Annotated in this window: 12 protein-coding genes; 6 read left to right on the top strand and 6 right to left on the bottom strand. The window is 74.9% G+C overall.

Annotated features, from left to right (window positions below; translation table 11 throughout):
- Nucleotides 1-37: 37 nt before the first annotated feature.
- Nucleotides 38-400, bottom strand: coding sequence for a hypothetical protein (locus tag ACYVO2_RS15260; protein WP_461008329.1), 363 nt, complete (start codon nt 398-400; stop codon nt 38-40).
- A 389-nt stretch (nt 401-789) separates the two neighbouring features.
- Here ACYVO2_RS15260 and ACYVO2_RS15255 point away from each other — a divergent pair, with 389 nt between their 5' ends.
- Nucleotides 790-2322, top strand: a complete 1533-nt coding sequence (locus tag ACYVO2_RS15255; RefSeq protein ID WP_461008328.1) for an alanine/glycine:cation symporter family protein — start codon at nt 790-792, stop codon at nt 2320-2322.
- A gap of 106 nt (nt 2323-2428) precedes the next feature.
- Here ACYVO2_RS15255 and ACYVO2_RS15250 read toward each other — a convergent pair whose 3' ends face one another.
- The gene (locus ACYVO2_RS15250) at nt 2429-3493 is read right to left on the bottom strand and encodes a PucR family transcriptional regulator (protein ID WP_461008327.1); all 1065 of its coding nucleotides are present in this window, start codon (nt 3491-3493) and stop codon (nt 2429-2431) included.
- A 112-nt stretch (nt 3494-3605) separates the two neighbouring features.
- Nucleotides 3606-4193 (bottom strand): DM13 domain-containing protein, encoded by a 588-nt coding sequence (locus tag ACYVO2_RS15245; RefSeq protein WP_461008326.1) that lies wholly within the window; start codon nt 4191-4193, stop codon nt 3606-3608.
- Between the two features lie 378 nt (nt 4194-4571).
- Between ACYVO2_RS15245 and ACYVO2_RS15240 the strand changes: the two genes are divergently transcribed.
- The 4 genes from ACYVO2_RS15240 (at nt 4572) to ACYVO2_RS15225 (ending at nt 13626) form a co-directional block, all read left to right on the top strand.
- Nucleotides 4572-5186, top strand: a complete 615-nt coding sequence (locus tag ACYVO2_RS15240; protein ID WP_461008325.1) for a hypothetical protein — start codon at nt 4572-4574, stop codon at nt 5184-5186.
- A 45-nt stretch (nt 5187-5231) separates the two neighbouring features.
- On the top strand, nt 5232-7298 hold the full coding sequence (locus tag ACYVO2_RS15235; RefSeq protein WP_461008324.1) for a flotillin family protein: 2067 nt from the start codon (nt 5232-5234) through the stop codon (nt 7296-7298).
- Nucleotides 7299-7526: 228 nt separating this feature from the next.
- Nucleotides 7527-12362, top strand: a complete 4836-nt coding sequence (locus tag ACYVO2_RS15230) for a DNA repair ATPase (RefSeq protein WP_461008323.1) — start codon at nt 7527-7529, stop codon at nt 12360-12362.
- Between the two features lie 40 nt (nt 12363-12402).
- Entirely contained in the window at nt 12403-13626 is a 1224-nt protein-coding gene (locus tag ACYVO2_RS15225) for an ATP-grasp domain-containing protein (RefSeq protein ID WP_461008322.1), read from the top strand.
- A gap of 15 nt (nt 13627-13641) precedes the next feature.
- On the opposite strand, the gene sigJ is transcribed toward ACYVO2_RS15225, so the two are convergent.
- From sigJ to ACYVO2_RS15210, 3 genes are all read right to left on the bottom strand, one after another.
- Nucleotides 13642-14592, bottom strand: coding sequence for an RNA polymerase sigma factor SigJ (sigJ, locus tag ACYVO2_RS15220; RefSeq protein WP_461008321.1), 951 nt, complete (start codon nt 14590-14592; stop codon nt 13642-13644).
- A 5-nt stretch (nt 14593-14597) separates the two neighbouring features.
- Complete coding sequence (locus ACYVO2_RS15215) at nt 14598-15542, bottom strand: NAD-dependent epimerase/dehydratase family protein (protein WP_461008320.1); 945 nt, start codon at nt 15540-15542, stop codon at nt 14598-14600.
- Between the two features lie 105 nt (nt 15543-15647).
- Nucleotides 15648-16544, bottom strand: a complete 897-nt coding sequence (locus tag ACYVO2_RS15210) for an alpha/beta hydrolase (protein WP_461008319.1) — start codon at nt 16542-16544, stop codon at nt 15648-15650.
- Nucleotides 16545-16661: 117 nt separating this feature from the next.
- On the opposite strand from ACYVO2_RS15210, the gene ACYVO2_RS15205 reads away from it, so the two are divergent.
- Complete coding sequence (locus ACYVO2_RS15205) at nt 16662-17696, top strand: PucR family transcriptional regulator (RefSeq protein WP_461008318.1); 1035 nt, start codon at nt 16662-16664, stop codon at nt 17694-17696.
- Nucleotides 17697-17702 lie beyond the last annotated feature (6 nt).

Raw genomic sequence — 17702 nt, 5'->3', positions numbered from 1 at the left:
ATCCCCCCGTTGCGGTCGGTCGTGTGTCGCGGGCGGCTCAGGCCCGCGGCCGCTCACCGGCCCCGGTGGCCGACGCCGGCCGTCCCGTCCGTCCGCCCTCCGGCGCGGTCCCGGCGTCGCGGCGGGCCGCGAGGGCGAGCAGTCCCGCGCTCGCGGCGGCGAAGCCGATGCCGGCGGCCGTGCAGACGGCGACGGTCACCTCGGGGGCGCCGGCCAGGCGGGGGACGGCGTTGGCCGCCGCCCCGTAGAAGCACAGCACCCCGTACCTGCGCAGCCGCGCCGCCGTGCGCGCCCCGCGCCGAGCGGGGAGCCGGCCGAGGAGCAGGGCCGCCGCGAGGGCCACCACGAGCACCACGGCGACGGCCGGGCCGAGCCACTGGTGGAGCGGGTTGCCGGGCACGCGATCGCCTCCTTGCTCGTCGGACGGCAAAGGCTAGTGGCGGCCGCGGGGCCTCCTCCATGCCGGGTTCCGGCAATCTTCGGGGCTCCTGACAGCAGGATGTCCACATCGATCACCGCCCGTCGGCGGGCCGAGCCGCCCACGCGTGTGACCCAGGACACCCAACACGAGGCAAAGGTGTGATAAAACTGCACGCCACCGCCTTGGGCTCGTCTCTTGCCTGCGGGAAGGCAGCGAGTCGGCAGTGGCGCGGCGCGACCCACGGTCGCTCCCGCTCCCGCCTGAGGCCGAACCCACCAGGTCGGCGGCCGTGACAGCGGTGTCCGCTCAGCCCACGCATGCACGCAGCACCGCCGCGACGGTTCTGCGCCACTCCTGAAGGTAGCCAGATGTCACTCGACTCCATCACCGAGTCCATAGACGAAGCCGTCAGCGACTTCTTCGAGCCGATCGCCGAGTGGCTCGGCGACGTCGTCTTCTACGCCGTCCCGCTCGGGGACACCGAACTGCCGCTGATCGTGGCCTGGCTGGTGATCGCCGGCCTGGTCTTCACCACCTGGTTCGGCCTGGTGCAGGTACGCAGGTTCCGGCTCGCCGTGGACGTGGTGCGCGGCAAGTACGACGAGAAGGACTCGGCGGGTGAGGTCAACCACTTCCAGGCCCTGACCGCGGCCGTCTCCGGCACGGTCGGCCTGGGCAACATCGCCGGTGTCGCGGTCGCGGTGAGCGTCGGCGGCCCCGGGGCGACGTTCTGGATGATCCTGTGCGGCCTGCTCGGCATGGCCACCAAGTTCGTCGAGGTGACCCTCGGCGTGAAGTACCGCGAGGTGCACGCCGACGGCACCGTCTCCGGCGGCCCCATGCACTACCTCCCCAAGGGTCTCGCCGAACGCTTCGGCGCCCGCGGAGCCGTCCTCGGCAAGGTGCTCGCGGTATTGGCCTCCATCATGGTCCTGTTCTTCGGCCTGTTCGGCGGCAACCTGTTCCAGGTCAACCAGAGCTACACGCAGTTGGTCACCACGGCGGGCGGCGAGGACGGCTGGATCGGCTCCTCCGCCGGGGCGCTGCTGTTCGGCGTGGTGGTCGCCGCCCTGGTCGGCGTGGTGCTGCTCGGCGGCATCAAGTCCATCGCCTCCGTCACCAGCCGCCTGGTGCCGTCCATGGCCGCCATCTACATCGCCGCGTGCCTGATCGTCATCCTGGTGAACGTCACCGCCGTCCCCCAGGCCTGCGTCGACATCGTCGAGGGCGCCTTCAACCCCGAGGGCGTCGCGGGCGGCATCCTCGGCGCGCTGATCATCGGGTTCCGGCGGGCGGCGTTCTCCAACGAGGCCGGTATCGGCTCCGCCCCGATCGCCCACTCCGCGGTGAAGACCAACCACCCCGCGAGCGAGGGCCTGGTCGCCCTGCTGGAGCCGTTCATCGACACGGTCATCATCTGCACCATGACGGCCCTGACCATCGTGATCGCCAACCCGGAGAGCTGGCAGGAGGCCCGCGCCGGCGAGTCGATCGGCGGGGTGGCCATCACCTCCGACGCCTTCGAGACCGTGCTGCCCTGGTTCCCGCACGTGCTGACCGTCGCGGTGCTGCTTTTCGCCCTCTCCACGGTGCTGACCTGGGGCTACTACGGCCTCAAGGCGTGGTGCTACCTCTTCGGCCGCAGCCGGACCAGCGAGATCACCTACAAGGCCCTGTACACCGTCCTGGCCGTCGCGGGCTCGCTGCTCACCCTCCAGACCCTGATCGACATGGCCGACGCGGTGCTGTTCATGCTCGCCGTGATCAACATCATCGGCCTGTATCTGCTGGCCCCGGTGGTCAAGCGGGAGCTCGACTCCTTCCTGCGCTTCGTGCGGGCCAGGGACGCGGGCGGGACGGCGCAGGACGAGGAGAACCCGGCGAAGTCCACCGCCCTCTGAGGCGGGGGGGCGACCGCCCCGCCACCGCCCGCGGCCACCCGCGCCCGGACCGTGCCGTGACCAGCCACGGCCCGCGGCGCGGGTGGCCCCGCCCGCGCGCCGGCCTTCACAGCTCCCTGTCCGGCCAGTCCAGCAGCCGGGCGCCGATCACCGCGGTCTGGAGGGTGTAGCGGTGCAGGGGGTCGGCGGGGTTGGAGCCGGTGAGGGTGTGGATGCGCTCCAGGCGGTAGCTCAGGGCGCGGACGCTGAGGCTCAGGCGGCGGGCGGCCTCAGCGGCGACGCAGCCGGAGTCGAAGTACGCGGTGAGGGTGTCCAGCAGCGGCCCGGCGCCGCCGCGGGCGCGCCGCAGCGGGCCGAGGGTGGTGCGGACCAGGTCGGCCATGGCCTGGCGGTCACGGGTGAGCACGGGGAAGACGAGCAGGTCGGCGGCGCGCAGGACGGGCTCGTCCAGGTGCATGCGCCGGGCCAGGTCGAGCGCGCCGAGGGCCTCCTCGTAGGAGTGGACCACGCCGCCGGCCCCGGGGTGGGCGCGGCCGATCGCCACCTGGCCGCCCCCGGTGGCGGCGTGGGCCTGCTTGGCGAAGTGGGTGAGCACATCGGGCTGGTCGCCGGGGGCGATGCAGACGATCCGGCTCTCCTTGGTGGCGAGCAGGACCAGCCGGTCCCCGAACCGGCCCAGCAGGGCGTTCCCGACGCGGCGGGTGGCGGGGTGGGTGTCGTCGTAGGCGTCGGGCCCCTCGGCCACGGCGACCGCGTGGGCGTGCGACAGGCGCAGGCCGTACCGCTCGGCCCGCTCGGCGAGGCGGCCGAGGTCGCTGCGCCCGTACAGCAGGTCGTCGATGAACTCGCGGCGGGCGGCGACCTCCTGCCGGACGGCGAACTGCTGGGCCCGTTCGTAGCCCTCGACGAACGCGTCCACGGCCTGCTCGACGGCGGCCAGCACCCGGTCCGCGGCGGGCCCGGCCGCGGCGGCGGGCCACTGGGCACGGGTGGCGGACAGATGGGCGGCTATCAGGGCGCGCAGCCCCAGCCCCGCCTCGGCGGCCCGCTCCCCCTGGGAGCGCCGGGCCTCGAGCTCGTCGCGGGTCAGGCGCCGGCCGGTGGCGGCCACCGCGGCCAGGGCGTCGGCGTAGCCGTCCAGGTACCGTTCCGGTGTCGCCTGCCCCGCCATGTGTCCCCGGCCCCCTTGTGTCGTGCGCCGTCGCGGGCATCCCCGTGCACGCGCGACGATCAAGGGTGGCAGACGCGGCGGGGGAGGGGCACCCGCCGCGGGCACGAGCGGTTCAGGTGAGCTCGGCGGCGCCGAAGGAGACGTCGAAGCGGTCGCACCAGATGCTGACGCTGCGGTAGGCGGCCGGGTCCACGTCGGCGGGCAGGCGGTAGTTCTGGTCGCCCTTGTTGCCCTTGAGCTTTCCGAGGCTGACGTGCCTGCCGTCGTCGAACACCCCCCACCCGTCCCTGCCGTCGATCACCGGGGCGTCGGTCAGCCACACGTGCAGGTCGGGGCCGTTGCTGGTGTCCAGCCCCTCGAAGCGCAGCACGTGCGAGCCGTCGGCCAGCCGCAGCACGCGCACCGCGCCGGAGGTGGTGTGCTCATGGCTGATCAGCTCCCCGGAGGCGACCGTCTCCGGCGTGGCCGCCGCGGCGGACCGGGACGGCTCCGCGGCGGGCCCGGACGGCGCGGCGCCGCCGGAGGAGGCGGGTGGCGGCGTGGCGGGAGCGGTGGCGACCGGGACCGCCTCGTCCACGTGCTCGTCGATCCACAGCGCCCAGGGCTGGAACCAGTACAGGCCCAGGCCGAGCGCCGTCGCCAGCACCGCCGACGCCGCCACGACCACGAGCCGGACCGGTTTGTTCACCGCGCGACCCACGAGAGCTCCTCCTCATGCACGTCCGTCACGGGCCGGAGCGGGCACCGCCCCTCCCGGGTACGGCACCACAGTGGCCGGTGCGGGCGGGTTCGCGCCGCGCGACGGGCCCGCCGTCAGAGTTTCGTAAGACCGCTCCGCCCCGCCGGCCCCCGGAAGGCGGTCCGCGCCGGGCGCGGGGGCGGGGAACGGAAACAGGCACTCAACAGGCCGTGAACACTGCCGGGTTCCGGCAATGCGCACGGGTGTTCGCCGCTGTCACGATGCGGTCAGCGGGCAGGGGGGAACGCCCCGGTGCCGGAACCACGCAACGCCGTGGGGCGCCGGGGCGGGCCGTGCCGTGCCCGCCCGGACGGTGGCAGACGGGACGGGGGGTGCGGGATGGGCGGTTTCGTGGACGTCGCGCTGTCCTTCCCGACGGTGGTGCTGTCGCCGGCCCTGCTGGTGGTGGCCGGGTTCTGGCTGCTGGTCCTGCTCGGCGGCGTCGAGCACGACGCGCTGGACGCCCACGCCGGCGCCGCCGCGTCCGGTGCGGGCGCGGTCCCCGCGGCGGTGGGCGGGTCGGTGTTCGTGGCGCTGTCCTGGCTGGCCGGCCTCACCGGCTCCGTGCTCGTGGCCAGGGCGGGAACGAGCGGCGTCACCCATCTGGTGCTCGCGTCCGCCGCGCTGCTGCTCTCCCTGCTCGTGGCCTGGCGGCTGACGCGGTGGGTGGCGCGGCCGCTCGCCAGGCTGCTCCCCGCCGAACCCGGCCCGTCCCGACGGGACTTCGTCGGACTGACCTGCGTCATCCGCACCGGCCGGGTGGACGGCGCCTTCGGGCAGGCCGAGGTCACGGCGCGGGACGGCTCGACCGCCGTGGTGCAGGTCCGCGCGAGCGGCCCCGACCGCCTGACCGGCGGCAGCACCGCGCTGCTGTACGCGTACGACGAGCCCGGCGAGTTCTTCTGGGTGACGCCCTGGGACCCCGCGCTCGATCCGCGCTCCCCGGCTGCCTGAGCGGCACCGGCTCCACACGATCTCCCGACAAGGACTGAACCCCGCATGGACGCCATCTCCATGGGTGTCGGCGTGTTCGCCGCCCTCATCCTGCTCATCGCCCTGGCGCTGCTGCTCGTGCTGACCCGGCTGTTCCGCAAGGTGGAGCAGGGCAAGGCGCTGATCGTGTCGAAGACCCGCAAGGTGGACGTGACGTTCACCGGCCAGATCGTCCTGCCGGTCCTGCACAAGGCGGAGGTCATGGACATCTCGGTGAAGACCATCGAGATCTCCCGCACTGGCCGGGACGGGCTGATCTGCCGCGACAACATCCGGGCCGACATCCGGATCTCGTTCTTCGTGCGGGTGAACAAGACCGTCGAGGACGTCGTCAAGGTCGCCCAGGCCATCGGCACCGCGCGCGCCAGCGACAAGGCCACCCTCCAGGACCTGTTCAGCGCCAAGTTCTCCGAGGCGCTGAAGACCGTCGGCAAGCAGATGGACTTCACCGACCTCTACACCCAGCGCAAGGAGCTGCGGGACCGCATCATCGAGGTCATCGGCACGGACCTGAACGGCTACAGCCTCGAGGACGCGGCCATCGACCACCTCGAGCAGACCCCGCTGTCGCAACTGGACAGCGACAACATCCTCGACGCCCAGGGCATCCGGAAGATCACCGAGCTGACCGCGACCGAGCACGTGCGCACCAACGAGTACCGGCGGCACGAGGAGAAGGAGATCACCCGGCAGAACGTGGACGCCCGCGAGGCCATCCTGGAGCTCGAGCGCCGCCAGGCGGACGCGGAGATCAAGCAGAAGCGGGAGGTCGAGACCGTCCGGGCGCGCGAGGAGGCGGAGACCGCCCGCGTGGTGGAGGAGGAGCGGCTGCGCGCGCAGAGCGCGTTCCTGCGCACCGAGGAGCAGCTCGGCGTGCAGCGGGAGAACCAGGCCAGGGAGATCGCCGTGGCCGCGAAGAACCGCGAGCGGGTCATCGCGGTGGAGAACGAGCGCATCGAGAAGGACCGGCTGCTCGAGGCCATCGCCCGGGAGCGGGAGACCGCGCTGACCAGGATCGCCGCCGAGAAGGAGGTCGAGGCCGAGCGCCGGGAGATCGCCGAGGTGATCAGGGAGCGGGTGGCGGTGGACCGCACCGTCGCCGAGCAGGAGGAGGCCATCAACCGGCTGCGCGCGGTCGAGGACGCCGAGCGCAAGCGGCAGGCCGTGGTGATCGCCGCCGAGGCCGAGGCGCAGGAGCGGCTGGTGAAGGACATCAAGGCCGCCGAGGCCGCCGAGCAGGCCGCCACCCACCGGGCCGCCGAGGAGGTCACGCTCGCCGAGGCGCGGCTGAGGGCGGCCGACCTGGAGGCGCAGGCCAAGCTGCGGCTCGCCGAGGCGGCGCAGGCCGAGGCCGCCGCACCCGGCCTGGCCGAGGTGCGGGTGCGGGAGAAGGAGGCGGCCGTCATCGAGCAGGCGGGCCGCGCCGAGGCGGAGGCCACCCGGGCCCGGCTCGACGCCGAGGCGGCCGGGCTGCGCGCGAAGGCGCTGGCCGAGGCGGCGGCCGTCGAAGAGAAGCTGAAGGCAGAGGCCGCGGGCCTGACCGAGAAGGCGGCGGCGATGGCGGCGCTGGACGAGGCGTCCCGGGCGCACGAGGAGTACCGGCTGCGGCTGGAGGCGGACAAGGACGTCCGGCTCGCGGGCCTGGAGGTGCAGCGGCAGGTCGCCGAGGCGCAGGCCACCGTGCTGGCCACCGGCCTGGAGCACGCCGACATCAGCATCGTCGGCGGCGAGTCGGTCTTCCTCGACCGGCTGATGTCCTCCATCGCGCTCGGCAAGGGCGTGGACGGGTTCGTCCAGCACTCACGGACGGCCCGGGCGCTGGCCGAGCCGTGGCTGGAGGGCGACGCCGACTTCACCGCCGACCTGACCCGGGTCCTCGGCTCGGTGTCCACCGCCGGCGTCCGCGACCTGACCGTCTCCGCCCTGCTCACCAAGCTGATGGCGGCCGAAGGCGCGCACAGCGGGCAGCTCGGGCAACTGCTGGCGGCGGCCCGGGAGATGGGCCTGGCCGACCTGCCCGTCGGCTCCGCGGCCGGGACCCGGCACGCCAACGGGACCGCCGCCGCGGTCTGACGGAGAGCTCCGGGGCTGCCGTGCACAGGGGACACGGCAGCCCCGGGCACGGCCCCCCGCGCCGCCCCGAGCACCGTCCGGCCGGAGCGGCCGGGCGCACAGCCCGAGAGAGCCGAACAGCCCCGGAGAGCCCGCGGAGCCCGCAATTCCCCGCGGAACCGCAGCTCCCCGCAGCTCCCCGCACACCCCGCAGAGCCCGCGGAGCCCCGGAAGAGAACGAGGAGTCACATGCAGACCGGTCTTGACGCCGGGACGTACGAGGTGCTGCGGGACCGGCTCGCCGCCCGGGCCGCCGACCTCGTGGCGCGCGCCGAGGCGCTCAACGCCCGGCGGGTGGAGGTGTTCGGCGCCACCGAGACGCGGCTGGCCGGCACCGGGCGGGTCACCACCGACGCGCCCCGCGTGCCGCGCGACCTGGTCGCGGTCGGCGGCCTGCTCCTGATCGGCTACCACACGCCCGGGGCCGGGGCCGGACAGCCCGCGGTCGGCGACGTGTTCGCCCTGCACCGCCCGGATCTGACCCCGGCGCCCGCCGACGCGCTGCCCGGCCTGCTGGACGACCCCGCCTTCGTCCGGGAGTTCCAGGCCCTGCACCGCTACTACCGCCAGGCGTCCCTGCACCGCCTGCGCCTGGTGGACGGCAGGCTGCTCGCCGTGTTCCGCACCGGCCCGGAGCCCGGCGACATCCGCGTGCTGCGCTGGAGCGTCGCCGCCGACGGCACCCCGGCGTTCCTCGACGCGCGCGGCGACCGCGACCACACCACCCCGCCCGCCCACGACGTGGAGTGGATCCCCGCCACCCGAGACGACCACGTGCCGGGCCGCCACCCGCACATCCGCGTCGCGGGCGAGGTGTTCGTCTCCACCGTCGGCGGCACGCTCACGGTCAAGCTCCGGGACGACACCGAGACCCCGGACGGCGTCCACACCGAGCCGGTGGACGACCCCCTCCAGGCCCTGGCGGACGCCGAGGTCGCCCACGCCCGCGTCGGCCCCCTGCTCCTGCTGCGCGTCCACCCCTACCGGGAGCCCGCCCCGCGCCATCTGGTCGTCAACACCGTCACCAAGGAGGTCCGCCGGCTCGACGCCATCGGCGTCTCCTGCCGCCGCCTGCCGGACGGCCAGGGCATCGTCTTCCCCGGTGGCCACTGCCTGGCCACCGGCGCCGTCAGGACGTTCGACACCCCCACCGCCGGCCTGGCCTTCGAACGCGCCGTCCACTCGCCGCACGGCGAGGACGTCCTGTACGTCTTCCACTCCGACACCGGGGGCCACGGCCTGCTGCTGCCCTACCACCGCATCCGCAAGGACATCGCCCACCCCCTGCGCTGCCGGGGCCACGCCCTGCTGGACGACGGCACCCTGGTGGTCCTGCCGCCCCGCGACGAGCGGCCCGGGCGTGCGCACACCCTCCAGGTCTGGCGCACCCCCTTCGTCTCCGACCTGCGCGCCGCGGCCGGAGGGGACGGGCCGCTGGAGCGCGTCGGCAACGCGGACCTGGTGCGCGGCATCGCCGACTGCCTGTCCGTGGCCCGCGATGTGGCCGAGCTCACCCCGTCCGCGGAGGTGTACGAGACCCTCGCCGCGGCCTGCGCCCGCGTCGCCGACACCCACCACTGGCTCGGCGACCCGGACCTCGGCGACCCGCTCGCCCCGCTCACCGCCATGCGGGAGACCGCCCAGCAGGTCCTCACCGAGTACCGGGCGGTCCGCGACCTCACCGAACGGGCCGGGCGGGCGCTGGACGAGTGCGCCGCCGACATCGCCGGGCTGGTGCGCCGCGTCCGGGGCGAGCCGCCGCGCGACGCGGACGGCTGGGTGGAACGGCTCACCGGGCTGCGCCGCGCCCAGGGCCGCCTGGCCACCCTGCGGGACACCCGGTACGCCGACACCGGCCGCGTCGACGAGCTCGCCCGGAGCCTGGCGGCCGACCTGGCCACCGCCGGCGAACGCGCGGTGGCCTTCCTCGCCCGCGAGGACGCCTTCGCGGGCCACCACCGGGAGGCGGAACGCCTCACCGCCGACGCCGAGGCGGTCGCCACCGTCGCCCGGGCCGCGCCGGTCGCCGAGCGCATCGAGGAGCGCGCCGCCGACCTGCGCGCCGTCGCGGAGGTCGTCACCGGCCTGGAGATCACCGACGCCACGCTGCGCGCCGCGGTGCTGGAGCGGATCGCGGACGTCCTGGCCGGGCTCAACCGTGCCCGCGCCACCCTCCAGGCCCGCCGCGGGGAACTGGGCGAGCGGGAGAGCCGCGCCGAGTTCGCCGCCGAACTCGCCCTGCTCGGCCAGTCCTTCACCGGCGCGCTCGCCGCCGCCGACACCCCCGAGGCGTGCGACGACCACCTCGCCCGGCTGCTGCTCCACCTGGAGGACCTCGAGGCCCGCTTCGCCGGCTCCGACGCCCTCCTGACCCGGATCGCGGACAGGCGCGACGAGATCCACGGCGCCTTCACCGCCCGCGGCCAGGCCCTGGCCGACGCCCGCTCCCGCCGCGCCGAGCGCCTCGCCGACTCGGCGGCCCGGGCCCTCGCCACCGTCACCCGCCGCGCCGCCCAACTGCCCGACACCGACGCGGTCAACACCCACTTCGCCTCCGACCCCATGGCCGGCAAGGTCCACCGCGCCATCGAGGAGCTGCGCGGCCTGGGCGAGCAGGTCCGCGCCGACGAACTGGAGGGCCGGCTCGCCGCCGCCCGCGAGCAGGCCGCCCGCGCCCTGCGCGACCGGGCCGACCTGTACGGCGACGACGGCACCACCCTCCGGCTCGGCCGCCACCGGTTCGCCGTCACCACGCGGACGCCGGAGCTGACCCTGGTCCCGCACGGGGACGGCCTGGCCCTCGCCCTCACCGGCACCGACTACCGGCGCCCCGTCACCGACCCGGACCTCACGGCCGACCGCGCCTGCTGGAACCGGCTGCTGCCCTCGGAGTCCGACGAGGTGTACCGCGCCGAACACCTCGCCGCCCGCCTGCTCGCCGAACACGGCCCCGAGCGCCTGGCCGCGGCCGACGACCTGGCCGCGCTGGTGCGCCGCGCCGCCCAGGAGCGCCACGACGAGGGCTACGAGCGCGGCATCCACGACCACGACGCGACCGCCGTCCTCACCGCCGTGCTCCGCCTGTACGAGCAGGCCGGACCGCTGCGCCACCCGCCCGCCGCGCGCGCCGCCGCCCAGCTCTTCTGGGCACACGGCACCACCCCGCGGGCCCGCGCCGTCTGGGCCCGCCGCGCCGCCTCACTCGCCCGCGCCCGCGCCGCCTTCGGGCCCTCCCGCGCGATCGAGGACCTGCGCCGGGAGCTCGCCGAGGCCCTCGCTCCCTCCACCGACACCCCGGAGCCCGCCGCCGAGTACCTCTTCGAGGAACTGGCCGCCGGCCCGGCGGAGGGCTTCACCACCGGCGCGGCGGCCCGCGCGCTGCTGGAGAAGTTCCACCGGGAGGCCGGTCCCGCCGCCTACGAGGAGGACGTGCGGGCCCTGCTGGCGGCCGGGCAGCTCCCCGCCGCCCGGGCGCTGGCCGAGGGCTGGCTCACCGCGTTCACCGCGGCCGGCGGCGACCGCACCGACCCCGGCGACCTCGCCGAGGCCGTGGCCGTCGCCCTCTGCCCCGAACTGCCGCGCCGCCACCGCGACGCCCGGCTCACCGCCACCGTCGAAGGACTGCTCGGCACCCACCCCCGTCTCGACGGCCGCACCCTCACCGTGCGCATCGACGAGTTCCTCGCCCGCACCCGCGCCTTCGCCGACCACGACGTGCCCGCCTTCCGCGCCCACCGGCAGCGGCGCGCCGCCCTCGTCGCCGCCGAGCGCGCCCGCCTCCGCCTGGACGAGCACCGGCCCAGGCCGCTCACCACCTTCGTGCGCAGCCGCCTGCTGGACGAGGTGTACCTGCCGCTGGTCGGCGACAGCCTCGCCAAGCAGCTCGGCACCGCAGGAGCCGGCCGGCGCACCGACACCGGCGGCCTGCTGCTGCTCCTGTCCCCGCCCGGCTACGGCAAGACCACCCTGGTGGAGTACGTCGCCGACCGCCTCGGCCTGCTCCTGGTCAAGGTGAGCGGCCCCGCGCTCGGCCGCACCACCACCTCGCTCGACCCCGCCGCCGCCCCCGACGCCACCTCGCGCCGCGAGCTGGAGAAGATCGACTTCGCGCTGAGCGCGGGCAGCAACGTGCTGCTGTACCTGGACGACATCCAGCACACCTCGCCCGAGCTGCTCCAGCGGTTCATCCCGCTGTGCGACGCCACCCGCACTCTGAACGGGCACGACCTGCGGGGCAAGCGCTTCGCCGTCTGCATGTCCGGCAACCCCCACACCGCCACCGGCCACCGCTTCCGCGTCCCGGACATGCTGGCCAACCGCGCCGACGTGTGGGACCTCGGCGACGTGCTCACCGGCAAGGAGGACGTCTTCGCCCTGAGCTTCGTCGAGAACGCCCTGACCGCCAACCCGGTGCTCGCCCCGCTCGCCGGAGTCGCCCGCGCCGACCTGGAGCTGCTGATCCGCCTCGCGGAGCGCGACCCCGCCGCCGCGGCCGACCGGCTCACCCGTCCCTGGGCCCCGGCGGAGCTGGACCGCGTCCTGGCCGTGCTGCGCCACCTGCTCACCGCCCGCGCCACCGTCCTCGCCGTGAACGCGGCCCACATCGCCTCCGCCGCCCGGACCGACGCCACCCGCACCGAGCCGCCGTTCCTGCTCCAGGGCTCCTACCGCACCATGAACCGCATCGCCGAACGCCTGGTGCCCGCCATGGACGACGCCGAGCTGTCCGCCGTCATCGACGACCACTACGCCGCCGAGGCGCGGACCCTCACCGGCGACGCCGAGGCCAACCTCCTCAAGCTCGCCGAACTCCGCGGCACCCTCACCCCCGAACAGGCCGCGCGCTGGGCGGACGTCAAGCGCGCCCACGTCCGCGCCCAGGCCCCCGACGCCCCCGACGACGCTCCCGCCGCCCGCGCCGTGACCGCCCTCGGCCTGCTCGCCGACCGCCTCACCGCGGTGGAGGCCGCCATCCTCCACACATCCGCGCCCGGTGTGGCACCATGCCACTCGTGCCGGCCCTGATCGAACAATTGCGGCCGGCCGCAAAACGGGGAGGGCGTCGATGCCGAAAATGATTGTTATCGGATACCGGGAGGACCTCGACCGGGCGCTAAGGCGCCGGGGCCTGGACCCCTACTATCTCGTACAGGCGCCGATGCCCGCGCCGGAAGGCCGGCCCTTCGCTCGGGTCTCCGACACCGAGAACGCCCAGGAAATACTGCGGGCAGTGCTCTCCGCCCGCCTCGACGACGTGGCGGGCGTGCTCTCCGTCCACGAGATGGGCGTGTTCGGGGCGGCCTTTCTGCGGCAGCAGCTCGGCCTTCCCGGAAACACCGACTCGAAGGCCACGCTGTATTTCCGGGACAAATACCTCCAGAAAAGCGGCCTGCCGCCCCGGGTCAGGCGTGCGCGCTGCCGCCACGTGCCGAGGGGCACCTCCTTCAGGGATCTCGCGGACGAGCTCGGGGACCCGTTCGTGATCAAGCCGGCGACCGGGGCCGGCGCCCTCCGAACGGCCGTCGTCCGTTCCCCGGAGGAGTATTCGCGAGCCCTGAGTCACTTCTCGGGCCGGTCGGACGTCGAGATCGTCGCCGAGTCCCGCGTGGACGCCCCGGAGGTGTACCTGGACGGCATCTGGGCGAACGGCGGCCTGCGGTGGGCCTCCATGAGCCGCTACCACGTCTCGCCGCTCAGCGCCGTGCAGGGCGGCGTCCTGGCCGCGCACATCGTGGACCGAAGGCGCTGCCCGGAACTGTTCCAGCAGGCGGAGACGCTCGCCGGGCAGGTTCTCGCCGGCCTGAACGCACCCGACTGCGTGTTCCACATGGAAGCATTCACGGAAGAATCCGGGCTGACTTTCGGCGAGTGCGCCATCCGCCTCCCCGGAGCGCTGTCCCCGCAGATCAACAAACTGACCTTCGGCGTGGACCTCTTCGACGCCGAGATCAGCCTCGCCCTCGGGGAAGAGGTGACGCTGCCCCCGGGCGGCGGCGCACCGGACCGCTTCCACGGATACATGCTCCTGCGCCGCCCCGCCGAAGGCGAGCTGACCCAGGCGGATTTCGAACGGAACTTCGCCTTCGACGAGATCGCCTACGATTCCTCGCCCGACGCCCCGGTCGGTCCCTACGGCCGCGTGGGCACCGCCATCGTCTCCGATCCCGAAGAACCGAGACTGCGGAAAACCATCGAGGAAATCGCGCGGTTCAACGAGACCGGCGGCCGCCGGGAGGCCGGCGGAAAGCCTCCCGGCGCCCGGCGGCCGGCGGCGCCCTCACCCCGGTGACGCCGGCGGCGGGCATCACCGGGTCCGGTGGCGGGCCGGCGGCGCGGCGGCCCCGCCCCGGCGGCCCGCGCGCAACAGGGCACCGATCTCGCTGACCCGGGCCAGGTGCCGCAGCTTGTCGGGGTTGACGACGGAGTCGATCGCCCCGATCCGGCCGTCGGCGAACCCGAGCCCCATGACCCCGAACAGTCCGCCCCGTGCGTCGAACACCATGGCGCCGGGCTCGCCGTTGACCTCGGTGACGCGCAGGCGCACACCACCGAAGGGCGTCAGCACGGCCATCCCGGCCAGCAGCGTCCGCGCCACCCGCTCCCGGCCCCCGACCGGCCGCGCCGGCGCCGGGACCCTGCCGCCGCCGTCGCCGCGCAGCACCACGTCCCGCGCCAGCAGCGCCTCGAGCGCCCGCAGGTCGCCCTGCTCCGTGGCGGCGAAGAAGCGCCGGGCCAGCTCCTCCCGCTGCCGCCGGGAGGCGTGGTAGCGCGGCCGGCCCGCCCGGACACGGCCGCGCGCCCGGGCCACGAGGTGGCGCGCGCTGTCCACATCGGTGCCGATGACCTCGGCCACCTCCGCGTACGGGTACTCGAACACCTCACGCAGCAGGAACGCGGCCCGCTGATGCGGCGACAGGCTCTCCAGCAGCACCAGCAGCGCCAGCGACAACGAGTCGGCGGACTCCGCCCGCTCGGCCGGTGACGGCTCCGTGACCAGCGGCTCCGGCAGCCACTCGCCCACATACCGCTCCCGCCGCGCCCGCGCCGAGCGGAGCTGGTCGATGGCCAGCCGGGTGACCAGCGTGGCGATGTACGCCCGCGGCGAGGCGATCGGCTCGTCCCGCCGCAGGGTCTGGTGCATCCGCAAGAACGCCTCCTGCACCACGTCCTCGGCTTCGCCGACGCTGCCGAGCATCCGGTAGGCGATGGCGAACGCCCGTGGCCGCAGTTCGCCGTACAGGTCCGAGGCGGACACGGCGGCTATCGCAACCCGTCGGTGAAGCCCGTGCGCCAGCTCGGGTACCGCAGTGTCCAGCCCAGTTCGCGCTTGGCCTTCTCGCTGGAGATCCCGCGGGCCCGCGTCATCATGTCCACCGCGGCCTGCCCGGCCAGCAGCCGGGCGAGCCAGGCCGGGACGCGGCGCGGCGGCTCGGCGCCGAGCGCGCGGGCCAGGTACGGCAGCCACTCGCGCACCGGCGCCGGGTCGTCGTCGGCGACGTGGTAGATCCCGGGCCTGCCGCGTTCGACGGCCGCGACCGTGGCCGACGCCGCGTCGGCGATGTGCACCAGCGACCACACCCCGGCACCGCCGCCGACGATCGGGAACCTCCGCCTGCGGAGCTGCTCGGCCATGACGGCGTCCGGTGCGGCGCTCATACCGGTCCCCGGGCCATAGAAGCCACCGTAGCGAAGCGCGATGCCGTCGGCCCAGGTGATGCCGGTCACCGCGTCCTCCAGGTGGCGCAGCGCGGCCACCGCCTCCGCGGCGTCCGCGGGCGGGTCCGGCTCGATCCGGCCGCTCTCGTCGGCGACCGGCCCGCCGGTGCGCTCCATCCACATCGCGTTGCTCTGCGCCACGAACCTGCGGACGCCGGCGGCGCGGGCGGCGGCCAGCAGGTGGTCGGTGCCCTCGGTGCGCAGCCGGTTGGTGGCGGCCGCCATCCGCTTCGCGTTCCGGACGCTCAGCGGCCCGTTCAGCGCGGTGAGCTGGTGGACGATCACCTCGGGCTCGGCCTTGGCCACCGCGTCGCCCACCGAGTCGGGGTCGAGCGCGTCGACGACGACCGGTTCGGCGCCCAGCGCGCGCAGGGCGCCGGTCCTGGCCGCCGAGCGGGTCGTGCCGACGACCTCGTGGCCGCGCGCCACGAGCTGGGTGACGAGCTGACGGCCGATGGCGCCGGACGCCCCGGCGATGAGGATCCTCATGCTGTCTCCGTTCGTTGTGCTCACGAACGGAAGACGAGACGCCCCCGCACCCCATGAACGGCAGTTGCCCAGATCACACCCGGCGCGGGGGCGGCCTCGGCCGCCTCAGTCGGCGAGGGCGCGGCGCAGGGCGGCGCCGAGTTCGGCGATCTGCCGCTGGGACACCTCCGCGGACAGGATCGCCTGCGACCCGTGGAACGTGCCGGGCCACTGGTGCAGCTCCACCGAGACGCCCGCCTGGAGGAGGCGCAGCGCGTAGATGATGTCCTCGTCGCGGTTCGGGTCGAACTCGGCGGCGGCGATGTAGGCCGGCGGCAGGCCGGAGAGGTCGGTGGCGCGGGAGGGGGCGGCGTGGGGCGTGGCGGGCGTGGAGCCCAGGTAGTGCCGCCACGAGGCGGTGAGCTTGGCGCGGTTCATCCAGGGCGTGTCGGTGAAGTTCCGCGCCGACCACGTCTCCTGCCGGTCGTCGAGCTCCGCCTGGTTGAGCAGTTGGAAGCGGATCGGCGGGCCCTGCTCGTCCCGCGCCCGCAGCGCCACCGCGGCCGCGAGGTTGGCGCCGGCGCTGTGCCCGCCGACCGCGATCCGCTCCGGGTCCACGCCGAGTTCGGCCGCGTGCCCGTGGGTCCAGGCCAGCGCGGCGTACACGTCGTCCAGCGCGGCCGGGTACGGGTGCTCGGGGGCCAGCCGGTAGCCCACCGAGACCACCACCGCGCCGGAGAGGTCCGCCAGCCGGCTGGCCCACGGGTGCTCGGTGTCCAGGTCGCCCATGACGAACCCGCCGCCGTGCAGCCAGATTACGGCGCCCTGCGCCCGGTCCGGGCGGTAGATCCGCACCGGCACGTCCGGCTCGGCGGGCACCGCGCGGTCCTCGACGACCATGCCCGCGACATCCGGCGCGGGCACCGCGGTGGCCAGGTCGGCGAAGTTCTTGCGCTCGGCGACCGGGTCGGTGAGGTCGGCCCGGGGGAACAACGGGATGAAGGCTTCGAGTTCGGGATCCATGCCGGCCATCCTCGCGGCCGCCGCCCAGGGGATCATCCGCCATCCGTCGCTCGTCCCGCCCGGTTCACGCACCGACCGGCGCCCGGCCTCCTGCCGTGGACGCCCTATCCTCCTGCCATGGAGGCACTGGCCGCACGGCTGTCGCACCTGGACGCGCAGGCCGAGGGCGCGATCCGCGTCGTCATGTTCTACGACACGCTGATGCGCCGCCGGGTGGACCTTCCGGCGCTGGCCAGGGCCTCGGCGGGCCTGGCCGAGTGCGTGGCCGGGATCCGGCTGCACGGCACCGGTCGGACGATCCGTTTCTCGCCCAGCGGCACGCAGGCCTGCGGCCCGCCGTCACCGGCCTCCACCACGATGCCGATCACCCTGGACGGGGAGGAGATCGGCGCGGTGTGGCTGGAACGCCCGCACGCGCCCGGGCCGCTCGACTCCCTGCTGCTGGACCGGCTGGCCATAGCGGCGGCGGGGGTCGTGGAGCGGTACGGCCCGGCCCGCACCACCATGGCCGACCCCGCCCTGGTCGAACTGGTGATCAGCTCCGAAAGCGACGAGGCGGCCCGCGCCCGGGCGCTGCGGCTGCTGGGCTTCGCCGCCGACCTGCCCGTCCACGTCGCCGCCGTGCGCACACGCCTGCCCCTGGACCGGATCGGCGCCCTGATCTGCCCGGCCCGCCCGGTCAAGGCGGCACCCCTGGGCGAGGTGGGCGTCATCCTGGCCACCACCCTCACCCCCACCCGCTTCCCCACCGGCGCACAGGCGGGCATCGGCAGCGCGCAGTCCCCCGACCGGTCCTGGCGCCAGGCCCGCACCGCCCTGCGCTTCACCACCCCCCACCGGCCCGTCATCGCCTACGACGACCTGGGCGCCCTGGCCCTCCTGGCCGACACACCCCCCGCCGCCGCGCGCGACAACGCCGACGTGGCCGCGATCGCCCGCATCGCCGGCAACCCCGAGGACCTCCACACCCTGGACGCCTACTGCGCCACCGGCTCCCGGCGCCGGGCCGCCGACCTCCTGCATCTGCACCACAGCAGCGTCGCCCGCCGACTCGACCAGATCGGCAAGGCCCTGGGCATCGACCTCACCGAGCCCACCGGACTGGTCCGGGCCACCCTCGCCCTCACCGCGTGGCGGCTCCTCGACGACTGAGCGGGC

This window comes from Streptomyces capparidis (genome assembly GCF_054782095.1).
The sequence above is the reverse complement of the archived record's forward strand: the minus strand, read 5'-3'. Positions and strand labels throughout refer to the sequence as shown.

Excerpts from the sequence above, each read along its gene's own strand:
- ACYVO2_RS15225 (WP_461008322.1), top strand. The coding sequence starts at position 12,403 with ATGCCGAAAATGATTGTTATCGGATACCGGGAGGACCTCGACCGGGCG.
- ACYVO2_RS15230 (WP_461008323.1), top strand. The coding sequence starts at position 7,527 with ATGCAGACCGGTCTTGACGCCGGGACGTACGAGGTGCTGCGGGACCGG.
- ACYVO2_RS15215 (WP_461008320.1), bottom strand. The coding sequence starts at position 15,542 with ATGAGGATCCTCATCGCCGGGGCGTCCGGCGCCATCGGCCGTCAGCTC.
- ACYVO2_RS15240 (WP_461008325.1), top strand. The coding sequence starts at position 4,572 with ATGGGCGGTTTCGTGGACGTCGCGCTGTCCTTCCCGACGGTGGTGCTG.
- ACYVO2_RS15235 (WP_461008324.1), top strand. The coding sequence starts at position 5,232 with ATGGACGCCATCTCCATGGGTGTCGGCGTGTTCGCCGCCCTCATCCTG.
- ACYVO2_RS15250 (WP_461008327.1), bottom strand. The coding sequence starts at position 3,493 with ATGGCGGGGCAGGCGACACCGGAACGGTACCTGGACGGCTACGCCGAC.
- ACYVO2_RS15210 (WP_461008319.1), bottom strand. The coding sequence starts at position 16,544 with ATGGATCCCGAACTCGAAGCCTTCATCCCGTTGTTCCCCCGGGCCGAC.
- ACYVO2_RS15205 (WP_461008318.1), top strand. The coding sequence starts at position 16,662 with ATGGAGGCACTGGCCGCACGGCTGTCGCACCTGGACGCGCAGGCCGAG.
- ACYVO2_RS15255 (WP_461008328.1), top strand. The coding sequence starts at position 790 with ATGTCACTCGACTCCATCACCGAGTCCATAGACGAAGCCGTCAGCGAC.